Annotated in this window: 18 protein-coding genes and 1 riboswitch; of the genes, 16 read left to right on the top strand and 2 right to left on the bottom strand. The window is 42.8% G+C overall.

Annotated elements, in window-relative coordinates; all coding sequences use genetic code 11:
• Positions 1-21 precede the first annotated feature (21 nt).
• From rdgB to AC5SLP_RS13240, 4 genes are all read left to right on the top strand, one after another.
• Complete coding sequence (rdgB, locus tag AC5SLP_RS13255; RefSeq protein ID WP_495255641.1) at positions 22-612, top strand: RdgB/HAM1 family non-canonical purine NTP pyrophosphatase; 591 nt, start codon at positions 22-24, stop codon at positions 610-612.
• Between the two features lie 244 nt (positions 613-856).
• Complete coding sequence (locus AC5SLP_RS13250; protein ID WP_495255712.1) at positions 857-2,077, top strand: saccharopine dehydrogenase family protein; 1,221 nt, start codon at positions 857-859, stop codon at positions 2,075-2,077.
• A gap of 67 nt (positions 2,078-2,144) precedes the next feature.
• Positions 2,145-2,483, top strand: a complete 339-nt coding sequence (locus AC5SLP_RS13245; RefSeq protein WP_495255640.1) for a hypothetical protein — start codon at positions 2,145-2,147, stop codon at positions 2,481-2,483.
• The gene (locus tag AC5SLP_RS13240; protein WP_495255639.1) at positions 2,483-3,310 is read left to right on the top strand and encodes an SDR family oxidoreductase; all 828 of its coding nucleotides are present in this window, start codon (positions 2,483-2,485) and stop codon (positions 3,308-3,310) included. The genes AC5SLP_RS13245 and AC5SLP_RS13240 overlap by 1 nt, the downstream gene beginning before the upstream one ends.
• 19 nt (positions 3,311-3,329) lie before the next feature.
• On the opposite strand, the gene AC5SLP_RS13235 is transcribed toward AC5SLP_RS13240, so the two are convergent.
• Complete coding sequence (locus AC5SLP_RS13235; protein ID WP_495255638.1) at positions 3,330-5,459, bottom strand: methyl-accepting chemotaxis protein; 2,130 nt, start codon at positions 5,457-5,459, stop codon at positions 3,330-3,332.
• 132 nt (positions 5,460-5,591) lie between these two features.
• Here AC5SLP_RS13235 and nspC point away from each other — a divergent pair, with 132 nt between their 5' ends.
• Positions 5,592-6,737 (top strand): carboxynorspermidine decarboxylase, encoded by a 1,146-nt coding sequence (nspC, locus tag AC5SLP_RS13230; RefSeq protein WP_495255637.1) that lies wholly within the window; start codon positions 5,592-5,594, stop codon positions 6,735-6,737.
• A gap of 71 nt (positions 6,738-6,808) precedes the next feature.
• On the opposite strand, the gene AC5SLP_RS13225 is transcribed toward nspC, so the two are convergent.
• Positions 6,809-7,915, bottom strand: coding sequence for an amidohydrolase (locus AC5SLP_RS13225; RefSeq protein WP_495255636.1), 1,107 nt, complete (start codon positions 7,913-7,915; stop codon positions 6,809-6,811).
• A gap of 278 nt (positions 7,916-8,193) precedes the next feature.
• Here AC5SLP_RS13225 and AC5SLP_RS13220 point away from each other — a divergent pair, with 278 nt between their 5' ends.
• The 11 genes from AC5SLP_RS13220 (at position 8,194) to uca (ending at position 20,437) form a co-directional block, all read left to right on the top strand.
• Positions 8,194-8,859 carry a hypothetical protein gene (locus AC5SLP_RS13220; protein WP_495255635.1) on the top strand — a complete coding sequence of 222 codons (666 nt, stop codon included), beginning with the start codon at positions 8,194-8,196 and terminating at the stop codon, positions 8,857-8,859.
• Positions 8,849-9,319 (top strand): YjiG family protein, encoded by a 471-nt coding sequence (locus AC5SLP_RS13215; protein ID WP_495255634.1) that lies wholly within the window; start codon positions 8,849-8,851, stop codon positions 9,317-9,319. The genes AC5SLP_RS13220 and AC5SLP_RS13215 overlap by 11 nt, the downstream gene beginning before the upstream one ends.
• Before the next feature lie 185 nt (positions 9,320-9,504).
• Positions 9,505-10,449 (top strand): EF-hand domain-containing protein, encoded by a 945-nt coding sequence (locus AC5SLP_RS13210; RefSeq protein WP_495255633.1) that lies wholly within the window; start codon positions 9,505-9,507, stop codon positions 10,447-10,449.
• Between the two features lie 73 nt (positions 10,450-10,522).
• The gene (locus AC5SLP_RS13205; protein ID WP_495255632.1) at positions 10,523-11,197 is read left to right on the top strand and encodes a response regulator transcription factor; all 675 of its coding nucleotides are present in this window, start codon (positions 10,523-10,525) and stop codon (positions 11,195-11,197) included.
• Complete coding sequence (locus AC5SLP_RS13200; protein ID WP_495255631.1) at positions 11,190-12,458, top strand: ArsS family sensor histidine kinase; 1,269 nt, start codon at positions 11,190-11,192, stop codon at positions 12,456-12,458. Before AC5SLP_RS13205 ends, AC5SLP_RS13200 begins: the two co-directional genes overlap by 8 nt.
• 137 nt (positions 12,459-12,595) lie before the next feature.
• A riboswitch (guanidine-I (ykkC/yxkD leader) is annotated at positions 12,596-12,691 on the top strand.
• A 46-nt stretch (positions 12,692-12,737) separates the two neighbouring features.
• Positions 12,738-13,805, top strand: a complete 1,068-nt coding sequence (locus AC5SLP_RS13195) for a putative urea ABC transporter substrate-binding protein (protein WP_495255630.1) — start codon at positions 12,738-12,740, stop codon at positions 13,803-13,805.
• A gap of 35 nt (positions 13,806-13,840) precedes the next feature.
• On the top strand, positions 13,841-14,659 hold the full coding sequence (locus AC5SLP_RS13190; protein ID WP_495255629.1) for an ABC transporter permease: 819 nt from the start codon (positions 13,841-13,843) through the stop codon (positions 14,657-14,659).
• The gene (locus tag AC5SLP_RS13185; RefSeq protein WP_495255628.1) at positions 14,656-15,426 is read left to right on the top strand and encodes an ATP-binding cassette domain-containing protein; all 771 of its coding nucleotides are present in this window, start codon (positions 14,656-14,658) and stop codon (positions 15,424-15,426) included. Before AC5SLP_RS13190 ends, AC5SLP_RS13185 begins: the two co-directional genes overlap by 4 nt.
• Positions 15,416-16,123 carry an urea amidolyase associated protein UAAP1 gene (locus AC5SLP_RS13180; protein WP_495255627.1) on the top strand — a complete coding sequence of 236 codons (708 nt, stop codon included), beginning with the start codon at positions 15,416-15,418 and terminating at the stop codon, positions 16,121-16,123. Before AC5SLP_RS13185 ends, AC5SLP_RS13180 begins: the two co-directional genes overlap by 11 nt.
• 10 nt (positions 16,124-16,133) lie before the next feature.
• Entirely contained in the window at positions 16,134-16,748 is a 615-nt protein-coding gene (locus AC5SLP_RS13175; RefSeq protein WP_495255626.1) for an urea amidolyase associated protein UAAP2, read from the top strand.
• An 80-nt stretch (positions 16,749-16,828) separates the two neighbouring features.
• Positions 16,829-20,437 (top strand): urea carboxylase, encoded by a 3,609-nt coding sequence (gene uca / locus AC5SLP_RS13170; protein WP_495255625.1) that lies wholly within the window; start codon positions 16,829-16,831, stop codon positions 20,435-20,437.

Below are 20,437 nucleotides of genomic sequence, written 5' to 3'. Positions count from 1 at the left end.
TTTGCGTATGTGGAGTAGGGTTTGAGAATTATTTTAGCGACATCGAATCAAGGCAAAGTCAAAGAGTTTCAATCGTGGATTCAAGAGTATGAAGTTATCGCGTACAGCGATATTATGCCTTCATTTGAGATTGAAGAAACAGGAAAGACGTTTAAAGAAAACGCGCTGATTAAAGCACGCGCTGTTTTTGAAAAACTGGACGATAAAAATGATATGGTCTTAAGTGATGACAGCGGTATCAGTGTGCCTGCATTAGGGGGTATTCCTGGAATTTACAGTGCGCGTTATGCAGGAATCAACGCAAATGCGAAAGATAACTTAAACAAACTGATTCATACGCTTCAAGAGCACCATTTAGAAGCAACACCAGCGTATTATACAGCTGCCATTGCCTTGGTGTGTAAAAAAGGCGAGTTTTGCGTTCATGGATGGATGCATGGAACCGCCATTGCAGAGGCTAAAGGCACTAATGGTTTTGGGTATGATCCGATGTTTATGCCATTAGGCTACGATAAAACGTTGGGTGAATTGGAAGAGAGTGTGAAAAAAGCGTTTTCGCACCGAGCGCGAGCATTAGCGTTGGCGCATATCATCATTAACAGTTTGAAATAAAAACGTAATCAAAATAAATTACACTGCTATACAGTGTTTGTGGCAGTCAAAACGTAATCAAAATAATTCTACTAGGCTTTTTTGATAATGGCTATGGCGTATAGCTCTTATTAAAGAAGCCTTATCTTAACTTTAATTCTGCCAACATGTTGGCTAGCTTTAGCGCCCTAGTGGCTAATCAAAAGAGCTTAGCTCTTTTGGCGTGGTTGAGACTTTAAAAAAGTCAATTAAAACATTGAGAAGGATAAAAATGGCAACAGTATTAATTATTGGTGCGGGTGGAGTGAGCCGTGTGGTCACTAAAAAATGTGCGATGAACAGCGGTGTGTTTTCACACATTGTCTTGGCAAGCAGAACAAAAGCAAAATGTGACCAAATCGCAAAAGAGATTGAAGAATCTTTACATGTAAACATCGAAACGGCTGCGATTGATGCGGATGATGTGGATGCGTTGGTCGCTTTAATTGAAAAAGTCAAACCCGCTTTAGTGATGAATATCGCACTTCCGTACCAAGACTTAACGATTATGGATGCATGCGTTAAAACGAAAGTTCCTTACCTTGATACCGCAAACTACGAACATCCAGACTTAGCAAAATTTGAATACAAAGAGCAATGGGCAAGAGATAAAGCGTTTAAAGATGCAGGCATTATGGCACTTTTAGGCAGTGGATTTGACCCGGGCGTGACGAATGTTTTTTGTGCCTATGCTCAGCAATACCTGTTCGATGAAATTAACTCTATCGACATTTTAGACTGTAACGCGGGTGACCATGGGTATGCGTTTGCTACGAATTTTAACCCAGAAATCAACCTTCGAGAAGTCAGCTCCAAAGGGCGTTATTGGGAAGAGGGCAAATGGATAGAAACAGAGCCTGTTTCCGTGAAAATGGTCTGGGATTACCCAGAAGTGGGACCAAAAGACAGTTATTTACTCTACCATGAAGAGTTGGAATCTCTCGTTCAAAACATCAAAGGACTAAAGCGTATTCGTTTTTTCATGACGTTTGGTCAAAGCTACCTCACGCATATGAAATGTTTAGAAAACGTGGGCATGCTTCGCATCGACGAAGTTGAAGTCGATGGCGTGAAAATCGTACCGATTCAACTCTTAAAAGCACTGCTTCCAGACCCTGCAAGTTTGGGACCAAGAACGGTGGGTTACACCAACATCGGCTGTGTGTTTGAAGGTCTGAAAGATGGCAAAAAACGCAAAATCTACATCTACAATGTCTGTGACCACCAAGCGTGCTACCGTGAAACGGGTGCTCAAGCGGTGAGTTATACCACAGGTGTGCCTGCGATGATTGGGGCAAAAATGATGCTAGAGGGCAAATGGGGCGGCAAAGGTGTTTTTAATATGGAACAATTTGATGCCAAGCCGTTTATGGACGAGCTTAATGTTCAAGGGCTTCCTTGGAAAATCATTGAAATGAAACCTGAAGAGACTTTCGAGGTCCAATAATCTTTCTGCCCAAAGAATTACATGTCATTTCTTTGGGCACTTCTTCGTTACATGTAAAAGGACGAATATGTCAAAAAAAGCTAAAATCTTATGGACAACAGACAATAAAGAGACAGCGATGCATATGGTCTGTCTTTATGCGCACAATGCTCTTCTAAAAGGCTGGATGGATGAAGTGGAAGTACTGGTTTGGGGTGCTTCACAAAGACTTATTGCCGAAGATGTAGAAGTAAGAACGAAAGTCGAAGCCATGATTAAAGATGGTGTGAAAATCATTGCATGCCTTAAATGTGCCGACACAATGGACATAACAACTCCTCTACAAAGCTGTGGCATCAATGTTTTTTACACAGGAGAGCTCTTAAGCTCTTGGATTGAATCAGGCGAGAGTATTGTGAGCGTGTGATGCGTCAGTCTATTTTAATCACGGGCTGTTCCAGCGGTATTGGTTATACGTGCGCGCATGGGCTGAAAAAGCTAGGGTATAACGTTTTTGCAACCTGTCGGGACGAAGATGATGTCAAACGTCTTAGTGCAGAGGGGTTAAACGCATTTAAACTGGATTTGCGCGATTCTTCAAGTATTCATGTTGCACTTGCCTGGATGCTTTCCCAAAGCGGTGGACGCATTGATGTACTTTTCAATAACGCTGCTTACGGCCAACCTGGCGCTGTGGAAGATTTGAAGCGTGATGTGCTTCGCGAACAGTTTGAAACGAATGTCTTTGGGACACAAGAACTCACGAACTTGGTTTTGCCCTATATGCGCAAACAAAAAAGCGGACGTATCATTTATAACAGTTCTATTTTAGGGCTTGTCGCGATGAGTTATCGTGGGGCGTATAATGCCAGTAAATTTGCAATTGAAGGACTTGCTGACACGCTTCGTTTGGAACTTCTCAACAGCGGTATTGATGTAGTTTTGATAGAACCAGGGCCTATACGAAGTCATTTTCGTAAAAATGCGCTTTCTAAATTTTTAAAATACATCGACCAAGAGCGCTCTTTTCACAAAGAAGTGTATGAACAAACCTTAAAACGACTTCAAAAAGAGGGCGATGCTCCCTTTACGTTAGGACCTGAAGCTGTTTTGGAAGTGGTTGTGCAAGCGATTGAGGCACGAAAACCAAAAATCCGTTATGCTGTTACTTTTCCTACAAAACTTTTTAGGGTTTTAAAACGCATTTTCCCGACCTCATGGCTTGATAAAATCGCCTACAAAGCAGGGCAATAAGAAGCCAAACGGCTTCTTATCATGTTCTAAATTTATTTAAAATCGCATTGAGCTTTTCGGTGAGTGAGTTAAGATGTTCGCTTGCTCCCGCAATCTCTTCGACACTGCGTGTATTTTGAGTTGAAAGTGTATTAATCTCCTCAATCTTCGTAACGATGGCATCGATTTTATCACCCGTTTGAATGTAATCATCCACTGTTTTATCATTGAGTTTGGTTGCAAAGTCCATAATATCGACGGTGGTATTAATTTTTTGCTCAACATCACTGGCGATGGCTGTTAGCTCCTGAATTTCCCCAGAATTGCGGTTCATCTGCTCTGAACTATCGGTAATGGCTTGGACAATAACATTAATCGTCGCATTAATTTCAATCAAGCTTTTTTGAGTACGTTCCGCGAGTTTTCGCACTTCATCCGCGACAACGGCAAATCCACGCCCATGTTCACCTGCACGAGCTGCCTCAATTGCAGCGTTGAGTGCTAAAAGATTGGTCTGGTCGGCGATATCGCTGATGACGGTTAAAATGCTTTTGACTTGTTCGGCATCGGTGCTGAGTTGTTGCACTTTCCCTGCGAGTTCCATCTCTGTATGTGCACTGTTTTGAACCCTTTGTCCGAGTTGTTGAAGATGTGTGCGTGCCATACGCAACTCTTCATTGGCTTTGATTACTTCTTCTTTGGATGTTTTTGCTTTTTGAACAGAGGCAACAATTTCTGTTTTGGTTTCATGCGACATCTTCGTCGCTTGTGCGATAATGGCAGAAGAGTCTTCGACACGTTTGCCCACCTGCAATGTCGTGACAGAGAGTTCATGCGCAATGGATGCATTTTCATTACTGGTGTCTTTGGCTAGTTCAATGGTTGAGCGCACTTTTTCGATAAAGTGATTAATTTCGGTTGATGCAACGCCAATTTCATCATTATTTCTAATTTCAAGTTGTTTGGTAAGGTCTCCATCTCCTGTGGCTAGATTGCGCGCGGTTGTTCCAAGATTAACAAGTGGTGCTGCAATGAGACGGTTGATAAGAAAATAGATACCAATGATGGCTAAAATGGCGACGATGGTTCCATAAAGCATCGTATCCCCAATCATAGCACGGATATTTTTCGATATTTTTTCACTTTGTGTTGCCACATGTTCATCGATATGGTCAATATAAACCCCCGATACTAAAATCCAATCCCACTCTTTAAAGTATTTTGCAAAAGCGAGTTTTGGAGCATCTTTTTTCGTAATAGGATGTGCAAAGTTATAGGTGACATAAACGCCATCTGGATTTGCGGCAACCCCTTCAATAATCTCTTTACGGTAGAGTCTCCCTTGTGAATCTTTGTCATCAAGTTTAATCGCTTTGCCAATCCATGAATGATTGACGCCATGAAAAGCGTATTCATACCCACCATTGGCACTTTTCTTTAAGGCATAAAAATAACCATCATCTCCATAACGGAGTTCTTCTAAAATACGAATCGCTTGTTCTTGAAAATTGGCTTTAATGCTTGATGCGTAATCGCCCGTTCCAATGACGACATCAAGAGGTTTGTAGTAAAAGTTGTAGGAGAGTTTTGATTCGTCTTTTTTTGTAATAGGATGTGGCCAAATAAAATGCGTGACACCCGTGCCGTCTTGAGCCGCTTTGATAATATCTTTAATAACGAAGCTTCCTTCTTTGTCTTTCATTTCGATAAGATTTTTCCCAACCAATGCTTTATTGATAGGATGTACGACATTAACGCCTTCTAAGTTATACGCGTAAAAATAACCGACATCGTTGTTATAGCGGTAAGCATTGATAAGGTTGAAAAGCATAGAGCGCAACTCTTCGGCGGAGAGTTTATCTTTGTTGCTGTTGTAAACGTCATCAAGAATTTTTTTGAAGGTCATTGCGTCTTTTTTGACTTGTTCTGCGATTTTTTCTTGGGAAGATGAGGCTTCATAAAATGAATGAATGGCTTTTTCTGCCATCATTGTATAGGCCTTCAACTCATTTTTATTGTTTTCTAAAATGAGTTCTCCTTGGTCTTTCATCTGTGTTTGCGCAAGTAGATTTGCTTTATAAATCGTTACACACAGTGAAATACCAGCCACAACAAAAATAGCTGTAATGAATAAGATAAGCGTTTTAAACTTAATGTTCAAAGTTTTCATTATCTCTCCTTTTAATTAACATAAGTAATGCCCATATCGTCCATTATGGCAAAAAAGTGTTGTATTTGCGTTGTATTGTATAATTAAGAGGAAACATGTTACATTTAGTGTGTAAAAGAGGGAGCGTCAAGTATGGTTAAAATCAGTCGAATAGAAAGTATCTTAGAAGAGATTAAAACACCTGTGTATATCTGCGAAGAAGCACTTTTAGAAGAAAATCTTAAAGTATTAAAAGAGGTGAGTGAGCGTTCCGGTGCTACGGTTCTTTTAGCGCTCAAAGGGTTTGCCTTTAAAGCCCTTGCCCCCTTGGTTGATACCTACCTTAGTGGGTGTACGTGCAGTGGATTGCATGAAGCTAAATTTGCAAAAGAGTACTTTAATGGCACAATTCATACCTATTCACCTGCGTATAAAGAAGATGACATTGATGAAGTCATTGCGCTGAGTGATCATTTGATTTTTAACTCCTTTCATCAATGGGAGACCTACAAACACAAAGCTATTGGTAAAACAAGTTGTGGTCTGCGCTTGAATCCAGAGGTCTCTTCAAGTCCTGTGGATTTGTACAATCCGTGCGGTCTTTACAGTCGTTTGGGCATTACCAAAGAGAATATGCAGTACGACAAGCTTGAGGGCATCGAAGGGCTTCATTTTCATGCCCTGTGTGAGCAAGATGCTAGTGCTTTAGAAGAGGTCTTAAAAGGGTTTGAAGCACGATTCGGCGATTTGATTCCCCGTATGAAATGGGTCAATTTCGGCGGCGGTCATCACATCACGCGCGAGGGGTATGATGTCGAAAAATTGATTCAACTGATTTCTGATTTTCGCACGAAATACAACGGCATTAAAGTCTATTTAGAACCAGGCGAAGCGGTGGGTTGGCAAACAGGGCCACTCGTGGCAAGTGTGCTAGACATCGTGCATAATGGCATGGACATCGCTATTTTAGACATTTCCGCCGAAGCACATATGCCTGACACCTTAGCGATGCCGTATCGCGCAGCGATTCGAGGTGCCGGTGAAGTGGGTGAAAAACCACACGTTTACAGACTTGGTGGCCCAACGTGTTTGGCAGGTGACATTATGGGCGATTACAGTTTTGATGCACCACTCAAAATCGGCGATAAGCTCATCTTTGAAGATATGATTCACTATACGATTGTGAAAAATACCACCTTCAACGGTGTTAAATTGCCTGATTTAGCGGTTTTACATAAAGATGGACATTATAAAGTGACAAGTCATTTCGGGTATGACGAGTATAAAAGGCGTAACTAAAAGAGCTTTACATGTAAAGACTGAATGACACCAAAGAAGCCGAATATATCAGCCTCTTTGATGTGCAAGTATTAACGGTTGAGTGCTATTTTAGTAGCCGCGATGAGAACGTTTTTGCCTTGTTCTAACGCTTCTTTGTTAAAATGCATTTTGGGGTTGTGAAGTCCTGGGGTTAAATCGCACCCTAAGCCAAAATAACCCGCTTTGATGGAAGGTTTTTCTTTGATGTAATAGTGAAAATCTTCGCCGCCTGCGGTTTTAATTGGTGGGCAGAGACCTTCTTTCCCATAAACTTCTACAATCGCTTCGCTTAAGACGGCAATCGCTTCATCTGAGTATTCTGCCGCTGGGATGGCGAAATAATTGGTCACATCAACTGTTGCTCCTACCGTTGCCGCACCTGCAATAATCGCTGCTTTGGCTTTTTCAAGTAATTTTGCCATGGTGGGGTTAAACTCGGAGCGTACATCCCAAATGACGGTTGCTTCGCTGGGGATGGCATTGGTCACGCCCGCATCGGCGATCATCTGGGTGGCTTTGATGCTGTACGATTCGGTGGGGTTGAGGTGAATGGCATTGACCGCTGTGATTGCCGCCACCGCCGCATCAATCGCATTGACACCCAAATGCGGGCGCGCGCCGTGTGCCGCAACACCGTGGAAAACCGCTTTGAGTCTTTCTGAGGCGGCGTGGTACAGTGCAGGCGTTGCTTGACCCATACTCGCCTCTTCGATAGGGCGTAGATGCAGACCTAAGATCATATCGACATCGTCAATCGCGCCACCTTTGACCATCGCAAGTGCGCCCGTGCCGATCTCTTCGGCAGGTTGGAAGATGATTTTTAATTTTCCTTGGCTGATGGCACCTGTTTTAAGCAGCTCCTCGGCGGCGGCTAAAACCATGGAAGAGTGCGCATCGTGACCGCAGGTGTGCATGGCGCAGAGTTTACCCTCAACGATATGTCCCAGCGCATCAATATCGCCTCGAAGCGCTATGACAGGTCCTTTAACGCCGCTGTCATAAACGCCCACAACACCTGTTGTGCCTCCGATGTTGGTGGTAACGCTAAAGCCTGCTTTGCGCAGTTCCTCGGCTAAAAATGCGGCGGTTTTGTGTTCTTCAAACCCTAATTCCGGAATTGTATGTAGATAATCGTATAGTTCAATAACTCTTGACATTATTATTCCTTGTAATATTATTTAATGCATACAAATAAACTGCTCTAAGTACTAGATTTTTATTTCTAAGAATGTCTAAGTTTTACTTATTTTTTGCTTATTTTGCCGATAATATAGTGATTTATCCATGTCTTAAATAGTATCATATCGCAATAAAAAAGAGAAAAACTACTCCTCACTTTTTTCTCATTTTTTTTTGCTAAAATGGAAAAGATTTTAATTTTGTAATATTTAATATTATCATATTTATATAAAATCTTATTAATAGGAGGATGTAAGTGGGTTTGGAAAACAGTAAACCAACACCAGAGTGGAATGTTGGCGTAGGGGCATACATTGCTTTGATTTTTGCAGTGCTCTTTTTTTCGGGTCTTTTTATGAAGGTCGATGGGATGGCATGGTTAGGTGCACTTGATTTTACAACATTAGCTGGAAAATTTGGAACCATACAAAGTGCTAAAGGTACTTTCTTAGGCTCAGGTGGTGCGAGTGCTAAGGGAGGGTTCTTATTTGCTTTATCGTTAGTCCCAACGGTGATGCTTGCTTTAGGGGTGCTTGAAATTTTTTCTCACTATGGCGCGATTCGTGCGGCGCATAAATTGCTCACGCCATTGCTTCGTCCAATTCTTGATATTCCCGGACTTACAGGTTTGGCGTTGATTACAGACTTGCAAAGTACTGACGCGGGCGCGGCACTTTCAAAAGAGTTGTACGATGAGCAACAGATTACTAAAAAAGAGCTTGTCATCATGGCCGCATGGCAATACTCAGGTGCTGGCCTTATCAATAACTATTTTGCGATTGGTTCAGCGCTATTTGCTTCATTAACCGTACCTATTATTATGCCTTTGGTATTGATGATTGTCATGAAATTTATTGGAGCGATATGCACACGTTTAGCATTAAATACTATTTATAAGAAGGATTTTGTCAATGAGCAATAATACAACACCTACCACCAACAACCCTTTCGATATTTTTGTTATAGGTGCACGCAAGGGATTTCATATTGCGATTAATAACTTAATGCCCAATGTTTTAATGGCGTATGTTATTGCCGAGATTTTAAATATCACAGGAGCGATGCAACTCATTGGTCATATATTTGGTCCCGTGATGGGATTTTTTGGGTTACCCGGTGAAGCAGTGACGGTACTACTGACAACATGGTTATCATGTTCAGCGGGTGTTGGTATTACGGTGAGCTTGTTCGCTAAGGGCGTTTTAACCACGACACATATCACGATATTGATGCCTGCTCTCTTTTTGATGGCCTCACAAATCCAGTATATGGGTCGCCTTTTAGGTGTTGCCGATGTTCCTAAAAAATATTGGCCTTTTTTGATGGTTATCAGTATTTTTAATAGTTGTATTGCAATGTTTGTTATGCGCTTTTTCGTATAAGCGTTTCTTTTACATGTAAAAGGAATGTCGCAAGATTTTCTTTTTACATGTTATACCCTTTCTCTTCTGCTCTTTTAAATAAGTTTTCAATGCTGATATGAATTTTTTGATTGTTACCCACTGTTTACTGCTTTAGCGTTAGGATTGCTATTGGGAAATTCCCAAGCCAAACACAGGAGGAGATGATGACGATCAGTTCAAATTCTCTCTACGGAACATCATCGTATGGTTCGTATGGCAGCAGTACGAGTTCGAGTAGTACCTCTCTTAGTTCACAGTTTGCAGAAGCGTTGCTTACTTCTATGGACAGTGATTCAAGTGGTTCTATTGACAGTACTGAGTTTAGCAGTGCAGCTCTAGCATTATCAAGCAGTACCGATGAAAGCACCATTAGTGATGCTTTTTCTTCTCTTGATAGTGATGGAGATGGAACAATCAGCGCAGATGAATTGAGCGCATTGTTCTCAGATGGTTCAACTATGGCAGCTGGAGGCATGCCCCCGCCTCCACCGCCAGCACAATCTTCATCTTCAAATAGTACGGAAGATACAGGTTATACGGCAGATGAACTCACCGCGATGGCGAGTGAAGTTTCCTCTACCGATAGTAATCTTGCTTCTTTACTCGCATCTGTTGTCGAAAATTTTGACGCAGCCGATGCAAATGGTGATGGAAAAGTAACCTCTGCGGAAGCAATGGCGTATCAGCAATCAACGCAGGATTCAACAACCGATGCAACAGAGACGAGTACTGTCGCTGCGGCTGGAAGCATGCCCCCGCCTCCACCGCCACCGTCATCTTCTTCAACTAATGAAGAGGATACAGGATATACCGTAGATGAGCTCACCGCGATGGCGAGTAGTGTTTCATCTACAGACAGTAATCTTGCTTCACTCTTTGAAACATTGGCTTCGAATTTCGATGCTGCTGATACCAATAGTGATGGTAAAGTAAGCTCCGCTGAAGCGCAGGCCTATCAGGAATCAACCAAAGCAGACAGTATTAGTGCGACAGAAACGAAGACGCAGGATAATAGCGATACATTGATGAAAGCGCTTTTATCTCAAATCATCTCAAATTATGCCACACAAAATACCCTCTCTGGTACTTCTGTAAACTTTAGTGCCTAAGATGCAAGCCACGCACTAAGCAAAGCGTGGTTTGTTACTTTTCATTTACTGACGCTTTGCTATAATCGGCGTCATGATTAAAATTTTAATGATTGAAGATGACATTGAACTCGCACAATTACTTCAACATTCTCTTGCCAAAGAGGAGATTGATACCCTCTTAGCTTTTACGCCATTGGATGGGTTGATGGCACTCCAACAAAACTCTTTTGACGCGTTAGTTCTTGACCTTTCTCTTCCTCAAATTGACGGCTTAGAAATTTGCCGTATCGTTCGTGAATCCATCCCGAATTTACCGATTATTATCTCTTCAGCTAGGTCAGATATGAGCGATAAAGTCATGGGATTTGAAAGAGGAGCCGATGATTTTTTACCTAAACCCTACAACCCAAGAGAGTTGGCGTATCGTTTACGTGCTATTTTGCGTCGGGGAAATTTGGGAAATGAGCAAGAACAACAGTTTGTTTTTGCTATTGATGAAGACAAACACATTATTACCCGTGCGAGCAAAGAGGTTAAGCTAACAATGGCGGAATATGACATTGTCTCTTACATGCTCAAAAAAGAGGGGTTTGTCATTTCTCGTGAAGAATTACTTTTAAATATCGGTTCCATTAAGTATGAAAGCAGTCTTAAAAGTATTGATGTCATTATGGGGAGAATTCGTCAAAAAATAGGCGATGACCCAAAAAAACCTCGTTTTATTCTCTCGGTTCGTGGTGTTGGTTATAAGTTTGTCAATGCGTAAAACATCTATATTAACGCTTATCTCTGTATTTTTTGCTCTAACGCTGGTTGTTATTAATATTGCTTTTATGCTCGAATACAAACGTCAAAAAAGTGAGATACAACTCTTTACCTTTCAACGCTTTATGATGGCCGTAAAAATCTTACATGACCATGTCAGCGATGAAGAAAATCAGCTTTTAAAGCTGGGCGTGCGCATCAGCAATGTCGATAAATTTTTCTTAGAAGAAAAAGGAACAAAGCTTTTAGAAGACCCGTTTGCTCATATGGTTTTATGTGACAATAAACTCTATTTTGTACCAAGTATGCCACCTCCGCCACCGCCTCCTTCTCCCTTGTCGTTTAGCGGTGATATGGATACCTTTTTTGGACCCATGGAGAGAATGCCTTTTGCGCCGCCTATTTTAGAAAACATTGAGGAGTTTTCGCTTTATCGGCTGTGGGTATTAGGTGCAGTTATCAATACGTTAATGCTTCTCTTTTTTGCGATGGTGCTTCGAAAGTTATTGAGGCTTCGTCTTTTAAAGAGCGATATTCGTCACTTTGGTGAAGAGAAAAAATTTAATCCCATCACTGTAGATAGCCAAGATGAATTAGGGGAGATTGCAACAGAGTTTAATTGTGCGATGGAAAAAATCCATCTTTTAAAAGAGGCACGAACCCTCTTTTTGCGCAATATTTTGCATGAGCTCAAAACGCCGATTATGAAGGGAAAAATTCTCTCTAACAGCGTTGAAAACACCAAACAACAAGACCAGCTAGAACGTATTTTTGAGCGATTAGAAACGTTATTAGGCGAAATGGTGAAAGTGGAAAAGCTCGCTTCCAACGAGTGGAATTTAGAAGCCAAAGAGTACCGTTTGGTCGATGTGCTGGACCATGCGATGGATTTATTGATGATGAGCGATAATAAACGCATTCATATCCATCACCAAGAAGAAGCGCCTTTGGTGAGTGTTGATTTTGAACTTTTTGCTACGGCGATTAAAAATTTACTCGACAATGCACTCAAACACTCCAATGAAAATGTTGAAATTGACATTAATGCAGAATCAATGAGTGTGTGCAGTTATGGTGAAAAGCTCTCCTCAAAACAACTGGATTTTTCGCGCGCGTTTAATCGTAGCGTAGAAGGCTCACGCAGTGGGTTAGGACTGGGGCTTTACATCGCCAATTCGATTATCGTGAAGCATGGTTTTGAACTCAGTTACGTGCATAACGAAGGACAAAACTTTTTTAGTATTCACTTCTTAAAATCCTAAAATCTTTTACATGTAAAACCGCATTTTCTTTTAGGTGTTTATTTTTTAATCACTTATCTGAATAATTAAAGTCAAAAATTCGATTATAATACGTGCAGAAAACATGTCATTGGGGTGAAAGCCTCAAGTGCTAACATAAAAATGATGGCTAGGGTTCCGGCACATTGTGCGTCTGGTCCGAGAGCTGTCGCCTCTTGAGTAGAGGTTCACGGAGGGATAAAAGCCCGGGAGGTTTTCAACCTCTTGGCGTGTTTATCAAATTCTACTCAGGAGTCTTCCATGAAGTCTTTCTTACAATCAACCCTTAAGCTTTGTGTTGCCGCTATGGTGGCTACTACGGTTATGACGACCTCTTTGATGGCGCAGACGAAAGAGAAGTTCCAAGTAGCGTGGACGATTTACGTCGGATGGATGCCTTGGGATTATGCTCAACAATCTGGCATCATTGATAAATGGGCTAAAAAGTACGGCATTGAAATCGAGATGGTGCAAGTCAATGACTACGTCGAATCCATCAATCAATACACCGCCGGTAAATTTGATGGCTGTGTGATGACCAATATGGACGCCCTTACCATTCCTGCTGCGGGTGGTGTGGACTCAACAGCGGTTATCATCGGTGACTTTTCCAACGGAAACGACGGTATCATCCTCAAAGATAAGAAAAAACTCTCCGACATTAAAGGTCAAAATGTCAATCTTGTCGAGCTTTCCGTATCGCACTACCTCCTTGCCCGTGGGTTAGAGAGTGTTGGTTTGAGTGAGAAAGACCTCAAAGTCGTCAATACTTCCGATGCCGATATTGTCGCGGCATTTTCTTCTAAAGACGTGACCTCTTTAGTCACATGGAACCCACAACTCAGCGAAATCAAAGGGATGAAAGGTGCTTCTTTGGTGTTTGATTCCAGCAAAATTCCTGGCGAAATCATCGACATGCTTGTGCTAAATACCCAAACCATTAAAGACAATCCAAAATTGGCTAAAGCATTAACCGGTGCGTGGTATGAAGTGATGGAGCTGATGAAAAAAGGTGATGCTAAAGCGATTAGTGCGATGGCAAAAGCTTCAGGCACCGATGTTGCAGGCTTTAACAGCCAACTTAAAACTACTAAAATGTTCTACAATGCCAAAGATGCTTTAGCGTTTTCAAACAGTGATGCTCTGCCAAAAACGATGCAAAAAGTGAGTGAGTTTTCGTATGACCATGGCATTTTAGGGGATGGCGCAAAAGATGCAACGTTTGTGGGAATGGCATTTCCAAAAGGAAAAACATACGGCAGTACCACTAATGTGAAGCTTCGTTTTAGCGATGAATATATGAAACTTGCCAGTGAAGGTAAATTGTAAGAGTTTGTAAAAACTCTCTTAAAAGAGGATGCACAATGCGACTGATTAACCAAAAGCCTTCTAATTCCACTGTTCTTTTGCTTGGACTGTTGCCTTTTTTGCTTGTTGTGTTGATATACGTTTTCGCATCAAACGCAAGATTACAAGAAAATGCAGACGATAAGCTCTTACCATCCATTTCGCAAATGGTGCAAACGATGGAAAAATCAGCTTTAAGTCCTAGCAAACGAAGCAATGAGATTATTTTTTTTAACGATACGCTCTCCTCTTTGAAACGCTTAGGCCTAGGAGTGGTTATCAGCGCACTTGTTGGGTTGGCGCTTAGTATTCCTTTGGGGCTGATTCCTTTGGTACGAGCAGGGTTTTCGCCATTCATTGCCGCCTTTTCGATGGTGCCGCCGATTGCTATTTTGCCTATTCTCTTCATCGTGTTTGGAATGGGCGAAGTGGCAAAAGTGGCACTTATTGTTATTGGTGTCACGCCTTTAATTGTGCGCGATTTGCAACACCGTGTGGAGGAGTTTTCCAAAGAGCAGCTCATTAAAGCGCAAACGTTGGGCGCTTCAACATGGACGCTTGTGATTCGTATTATTCTTCCGCAAATGTTGCCTCGTCTTTTAGATTCGGTGCGATTGACCTTAGGAACCGCATGGATATTTTTGATTTCTTCTGAAGCGATTGCCGCAACCGAAGGACTTGGGTATCGCATCTTTTTGGTACGTCGTTACTTGGCAATGGATATGATAATACCCTATGTGATTTGGATAACCCTGCTAGCGTTTTTAGCAGATTTTCTTTTGAAAAAAATGACATGTAAACTCTTTCCATGGTACGAAAACAAGGACAAAGCATGAGTTTAATCACCATTAAAAACCTGTGGAAACGTTATGGTGAAACGGTTGTGTTGGAAAATCTCTCTTTTAGTATTGAAGCGGGGGAATTTTGCACATTAGTAGGTCCTTCGGGATGCGGAAAGAGTACGTTTTTAAAGATGCTTTTAGGAGAAGAAAGCCCTAGCAAAGGGGTATTTCTCTTTGAAGGCAAACCCTTTCCTGCTGAACCAAGTGCTGAGCGCGGCATCGTGTTTCAACGCTATTCGCTTTTTTCACACCTCAGTGTGTTAGAAAATGTGATGCTAGGCATTGAATTAGGTGAGTCGCCTTTTTTGGGAAAACTGTTTGGAAAAGCGAAACAAAGAGCCAAAGAAGAGGCGATAGCCATGCTTGAAGCGGTAGGTTTGGGCGATGTGTTGCATCAGTATCCCGACTCACTTTCAGGCGGGATGCAACAACGTCTTTCCATCGCGCAATCTTTGGTGAAAAAACCAAAATTGTTGCTACTCGATGAGCCCTTTGGTGCGCTTGACCCTGGCATTCGTGCTGACATGCACGCACTCATTTTAGATTTGTGGAAAAAAAATAATTTAACGGTGGTGATGGTCACGCATGACCTTCACGAGGGATTTTACTTGGGAACAAGGCTGTTGGTGTTCGATAAAGTACGCCATGACCCACAAGCTCCCAATGCGTTTGGTGCAAAAATTACGTATGACATTCCGTTATTACGTGAAAAAGAGGGCGAAAAAAGCCTTCAAGAGTCAAGGATAAACAATGATAACTAAAGAAAATATCGTACTACAAGAGGTTTTGCCAGGCGGTGGCAAATGGTCAAAAATCATCAAAAGAGGCGACATCATTCGTCTGAGTGCACAAGATGCCAATGCAAGTTTGAGCGCGTTGTTTTACAATGCGGACAATACGGCTGAACGTTACAACTCCGCCGATACGGTGAAAATTCAATGGAACGCGTTTTTAGGCAAAGGAAAAGTCTTATTTTCCGAACTTGGGCATGTTTTGTTCTCCATTGTGGAGGATACGACAGGCGGACTCATCGATACCCTAGCGGGTATGAGCAATCCGCGTATTGTGGAGAAAAATTTTGGTCAAGGCACGTATGAAGAGCTTCGCAACCGTTATTACAAAAGTGACCGTGAAAATTTCTTGGTTGAGCTTGGCAAATACGGTATGGGAAAACGCGACATCGTGCAATGTTTAAATCTGTTTCGCAAAGTCGATGTCAAGCATGGAAGTATTTTAGAATTAAGTGCTAATCGCCCAGAAAAAGGTGCTTACATCGAACTAAAAGCAGAGATGAATGTTCTTTTTGTGCTTTCCAATACCCCACACGTGATGGAGAGAGGGAAGTATCATCCAAGCGATGTTGAGATTGTGATTTATCATGGAAATGAAAATTTGGCACTGGAATTTAGTGAAGAAGCAAAGCGCGGTTTTGAGAATAATGCGCGTTATTTTGCCTAAGGAGAAGAGAATGGATATTTCAAAAGCAATTTATAACGAACGTGTGAGTGCGGGTGTGCCTTGGTATCATGTGGTGAAAAAAGGACAAACCATACGCATTATTGATTCGATGGGATGCCAAGCCGTCGATACACTGTTTTACAATGCTAACAATCCTGAAGAGCGTTACAGCGCAAGCGATACGATTCGTGAGCAAGGCAGTATTTTTATCACCACGGGAACTAAGCTGATTTCAAGCGATGATAACGTGATGCTAGAAGTCATAGCCGATACATGCGGAAACCACGATACTCTCGGAGGTCATTGCAGTGCTGAGAGCAATACGGTTCGTTTTGGACACGATAAAAAATACATGCACAGTTGCCGTGATAATTATTTGTATGCCGTTGGTGAATTGGAAATGAGTCCACGTGATTTGACCAATAACATTAACTTTTTTATGAATGTCCCTGTCGAAGAAGATGGGCATTTGGCGATTGTAGACGGTATTTCGCGCGGTGGCGATTTTGTGGATATGAAAGCACATATGGATACATTGGTTCTGATTTCAAATTGTCCGCAGCTCAATAATCCCTGCAACGGATTTAACCCAACCCCGATTCAGATTGTCATCTGGGATGCATAGTGCTTAGGCACCTCTTTAGGGACGACCTTAAAGCGTATTTTTTGTGGGACGACCCACGAATGATTTTGCAAGGATGAACAATGTTTAAAAAAATTCTAATCGCCAATCGTGGCGAAATTGCTTGTCGTATCATACGCACACTCAAAGAGATGGGAATTGCTTCCGTTGCCCTATACACAAAGGCGGATGAAGACTCTTTACATGTCAGTTTAGCCGATGAGGCGTATTGCATTGGTGAAGGTTTAGCCAGCGAGAGTTACTTAAATGGCGACACAATTTTAGAGATAGCTTTGCAATGTTGTGCCGAAGCCATTCATCCGGGGTATGGATTTCTTAGTGAAAATGTAACGTTTGCTCAAGCGTGTGAAACCAAAGGCATTGTTTTTATCGGTCCAAGGGCTGAACATATCGAAGCTTTTGGTCTCAAACACACCGCGCGTGCTTTAGCTGAAGAAAAAAATGTGCCGTTACTTCCCGGTTCTGCTCTTTTAACGAGTCTGAATGAGGCTTTGGAAAAAGCAAAAGGCATTGGATACCCTGTGATGCTCAAAAGTACCGCTGGAGGTGGAGGCATCGGAATGCAGTTGTGCTACGATGAACAAGCCCTTCGTGATGCCTATGCCTCGGTCAAACGCCTCAGTGAAAACAACTTCTCCAACGGTGGAATGTTTCTAGAAAAATACGTCGAACACGCGCGCCATATCGAGGTGCAAGTCTTTGGTGATGGCAAAGGGTATGTTGCAACGCTTGGAGAGAGAGACTGTTCGGTACAACGTCGTAACCAAAAAGTCATCGAAGAAACGCCCGCTCCTTTTTTACATGTAAAAACACGTGAAGCGCTTTTTAGTGCGGCACGCGCTTTGTGTGAGTCAGTGAAGTACCTCTCTGCCGGTACGGTTGAATTTGTGTACGATACGCAAAGTGAGCAGTTTTACTTCTTAGAGGTCAATACCCGTTTGCAAGTCGAACACGGTGTGACCGAAGAGGTGAGCGGCATCGACTTAGTACGATGGATGATTCTGCAAGCCTACGGGCATAATCCCGAATTGTACGACTATACGCATGAACCAAAAGGGCACGCCATCCAAGTGCGTGTGTATGCCGAAGACCCGATGAAAAACTTTCAACCCAGTTCCGGTGTGCTTACGCATGTGCATTTTGCCTCCACCATTCGCGTGGATAGTTTTATCGAAACGGGGTTAAATGTTTCATCCTTTTATGACCCGATGATTGCAAAGCTGATCGTCAAAGAAAGCACACGTGAAGAGGCGTTGGTCAAAATGGCGCAGGCGATTCAAGAGACACGCATCGATGGGATTGAAACCAACCTCAAATACCTTGGCGCGATTGTCGAAGGCGAGGTTTTTCAAGCAGGGAAGCAAACGACCAAATTTTTGAATCACTTTCGTTTTGTGCCTCAAAGCATTGATGTATTACGTCCGGGAACTCATAGCACCGTGCAAGATTATCCGGGAAGAATCGGGTATTGGGATATTGGTGTGCCGCCTAGTGGTCCATTTGATAACCTCAGTTTTCGCTATGCCAATGCGCTTGTGGGGAACAGTGAAGATGCCGCAGGATTTGAAATCGCCATTGCAGGGCCTACGCTTCGGTTTAACTACGAAGGCGTTATCGCGCTGTGCGGTGCGGTGATTGATGCCTTTTTAGATGGCATTAAAGTCGGGATGAATCAAGCATTACATGTCAAAGCGGGAAGTGTTTTAAAACTCAAAAAAGTGCACAATGAGGGCTTTCGAACCTATCTTGCGGTACGAGGCGGTATTGATGTGCCTTTGTACCTTGGAAGTCGTTCGACCTTTTCATTAGGACTTTTTGGCGGTCATGCGGGAAGAGCTTTAGTGGCGGGAGATGTGTTACATGTCGATGCGATGGTTTCCAAAGAGGCGTGTTTTGAAGCCATTACGCCGTATCGTTCATTTGGAAATGCGTGGAAGATAGGGGTTTTGTATGGTCCTCATGGCGCCCCTGATTTCTTTACGCATGATGACATTAAAGCCTTTTTTGAAGCCCGTTGGGAAGTGCATTATAACTCCAATCGAACGGGGGTAAGACTCATAGGACCTAAGCCTTCATGGGCACGCAGTGATGGAGGCGAAGCGGGATTGCATCCGTCTAATATTCACGATACCGCCTATGCCATAGGTGCGGTGGATTTTACAGGCGATATGCCCGTTATCTTAGGCCCTGATGGTCCTAGTTTGGGTGGATTTGTCTGTCCTGTGACGATTGTGAGTGCAGAGCTTTGGAAAATCGGGCAATTGCGCGCTGGAGACACCATCACGTTTGTGCCTATCTGCCATGATGAAGCGATGCAAATGCTTCGGTTGCAAGAGGAGGCGATAGCCTCTCTTTCCACATACGATGAACGCTCAATGCTCCACGAAAAAGAGATAGGCTCGCCGATTTTATACCACGATGAGAGCAGTGCGCTTTTACCGAGCGTGACGTTTCGCCAATCCGGCGATAGCAATTTACTGATTGAATACGGAGAAATGCAACTGGATATTAGCTTGCGTTTTCGCATACATGTGTTGATGCAAGCCGTTATGGATGCCAACATCAAGGGAGTGATTGAATTAACCCCTGGGATTCGCTCCTTGCAAATTCATTTTAATCCACGCTTATGTGAGCGCGAGGCATTGATGCAAACGGTACAGCGCCTAGAGCTCTCTTTACCGTCGATAGAAGATATTGAAGTGCCTGCGCGCATTGTGCATTTACCGCTTTCATGGGATGATGAACAAACACGCATCGCGATTGATAAGTATATGAAAATCGTCCGACCTGATGCTCCGTGGTGTCCGAGCAATATAGAATTTATCCGTCGTATCAACGGTTTAGAAAGCATTGATGAGGTCAAACGCATTTTGTTTGAAGCGAGCTATTTGGTTATGGGACTGGGCGATGTGTATCTGGGTGCTCCCGTGGCAACACCGCTTGATCCAAGGCACCGTTTGGTTACGACCAAATACAACCCCGCTCGTACATGGACACCTGAAAATGCGGTGGGCATTGGTGGAGCGTACATGTGTGTGTACGGCATGGAAGGACCGGGCGGTTATCAGTTTGTAGGGCGCACCGTTCAAATGTGGAATCGTCACCGTCAAACCGAAGATTTTAAAGAAGGAAAGCCTTGGTTATTGCGCTTTTTCGACCAAATCCGTTTTTACGAAGTGAGTGCGGAAGAATTACTGCGTTTGCGTGAAAATTTCCCACGAGGGCGCGCTAAACTGCACATTGAAGAGACGACGTTTAGCCTTAAAAAATACCAAGCGTTTTTGGAAGAAAATGAGAGCACGATTAAACAGTTCAAAACCACGCAACAAAAAGCGTTTGAAGAAGAACGCACCATGTGGGAGAGGACAGGTCTTGCCAATTTTACCTCACAAAGCGCACACGAAGAGCACCACGATGAGAGTGCTTCTGTGGTGATTGATGACGATAAAGAAGCCGTTGAGGCTCCAATTCAAGGCAATCTATGGAAGGTTTTAGCCAAAGTGGGCGATAGGGTAAAAGAGGGTGAGAGCCTCGCCATCGTTGAGTCGATGAAGATGGAAGTCGAAATCGAATCGCCTGAGGATGGGCTCATCGTGAGTGTCTTGTGCGAAGAAGGTGAGAGTATTTATGCGGGCAAACAACTTTTTATCTTAGAGCCTTTAAAAGCGTAG

This window comes from Sulfurospirillum sp. E15m (assembly GCF_059415145.1).
Note: the sequence above shows the minus strand (reverse complement) of the source record. Positions and strands in the feature narration are given on the sequence as shown.

Bases quoted from the DNA above. Each gene is read 5' to 3' on its own strand.
- AC5SLP_RS13245 (WP_495255640.1), top strand. From the start codon at position 2,145: ATGTCAAAAAAAGCTAAAATCTTATGGACAACAGACAATAAAGAGACA.
- AC5SLP_RS13240 (WP_495255639.1), top strand. From the start codon at position 2,483: ATGCGTCAGTCTATTTTAATCACGGGCTGTTCCAGCGGTATTGGTTAT.
- AC5SLP_RS13235 (WP_495255638.1), bottom strand. From the start codon at position 5,459: ATGAAAACTTTGAACATTAAGTTTAAAACGCTTATCTTATTCATTACA.
- nspC (WP_495255637.1), top strand. From the start codon at position 5,592: ATGGTTAAAATCAGTCGAATAGAAAGTATCTTAGAAGAGATTAAAACA.
- AC5SLP_RS13225 (WP_495255636.1), bottom strand. From the start codon at position 7,915: ATGTCAAGAGTTATTGAACTATACGATTATCTACATACAATTCCGGAA.
- AC5SLP_RS13215 (WP_495255634.1), top strand. From the start codon at position 8,849: ATGAGCAATAATACAACACCTACCACCAACAACCCTTTCGATATTTTT.
- AC5SLP_RS13210 (WP_495255633.1), top strand. From the start codon at position 9,505: ATGACGATCAGTTCAAATTCTCTCTACGGAACATCATCGTATGGTTCG.
- AC5SLP_RS13205 (WP_495255632.1), top strand. From the start codon at position 10,523: ATGATTAAAATTTTAATGATTGAAGATGACATTGAACTCGCACAATTA.
- AC5SLP_RS13200 (WP_495255631.1), top strand. From the start codon at position 11,190: ATGCGTAAAACATCTATATTAACGCTTATCTCTGTATTTTTTGCTCTA.
- AC5SLP_RS13195 (WP_495255630.1), top strand. From the start codon at position 12,738: ATGAAGTCTTTCTTACAATCAACCCTTAAGCTTTGTGTTGCCGCTATG.
- AC5SLP_RS13190 (WP_495255629.1), top strand. From the start codon at position 13,841: ATGCGACTGATTAACCAAAAGCCTTCTAATTCCACTGTTCTTTTGCTT.
- AC5SLP_RS13185 (WP_495255628.1), top strand. From the start codon at position 14,656: ATGAGTTTAATCACCATTAAAAACCTGTGGAAACGTTATGGTGAAACG.
- AC5SLP_RS13180 (WP_495255627.1), top strand. From the start codon at position 15,416: ATGATAACTAAAGAAAATATCGTACTACAAGAGGTTTTGCCAGGCGGT.
- AC5SLP_RS13175 (WP_495255626.1), top strand. From the start codon at position 16,134: ATGGATATTTCAAAAGCAATTTATAACGAACGTGTGAGTGCGGGTGTG.
- uca (WP_495255625.1), top strand. From the start codon at position 16,829: ATGTTTAAAAAAATTCTAATCGCCAATCGTGGCGAAATTGCTTGTCGT.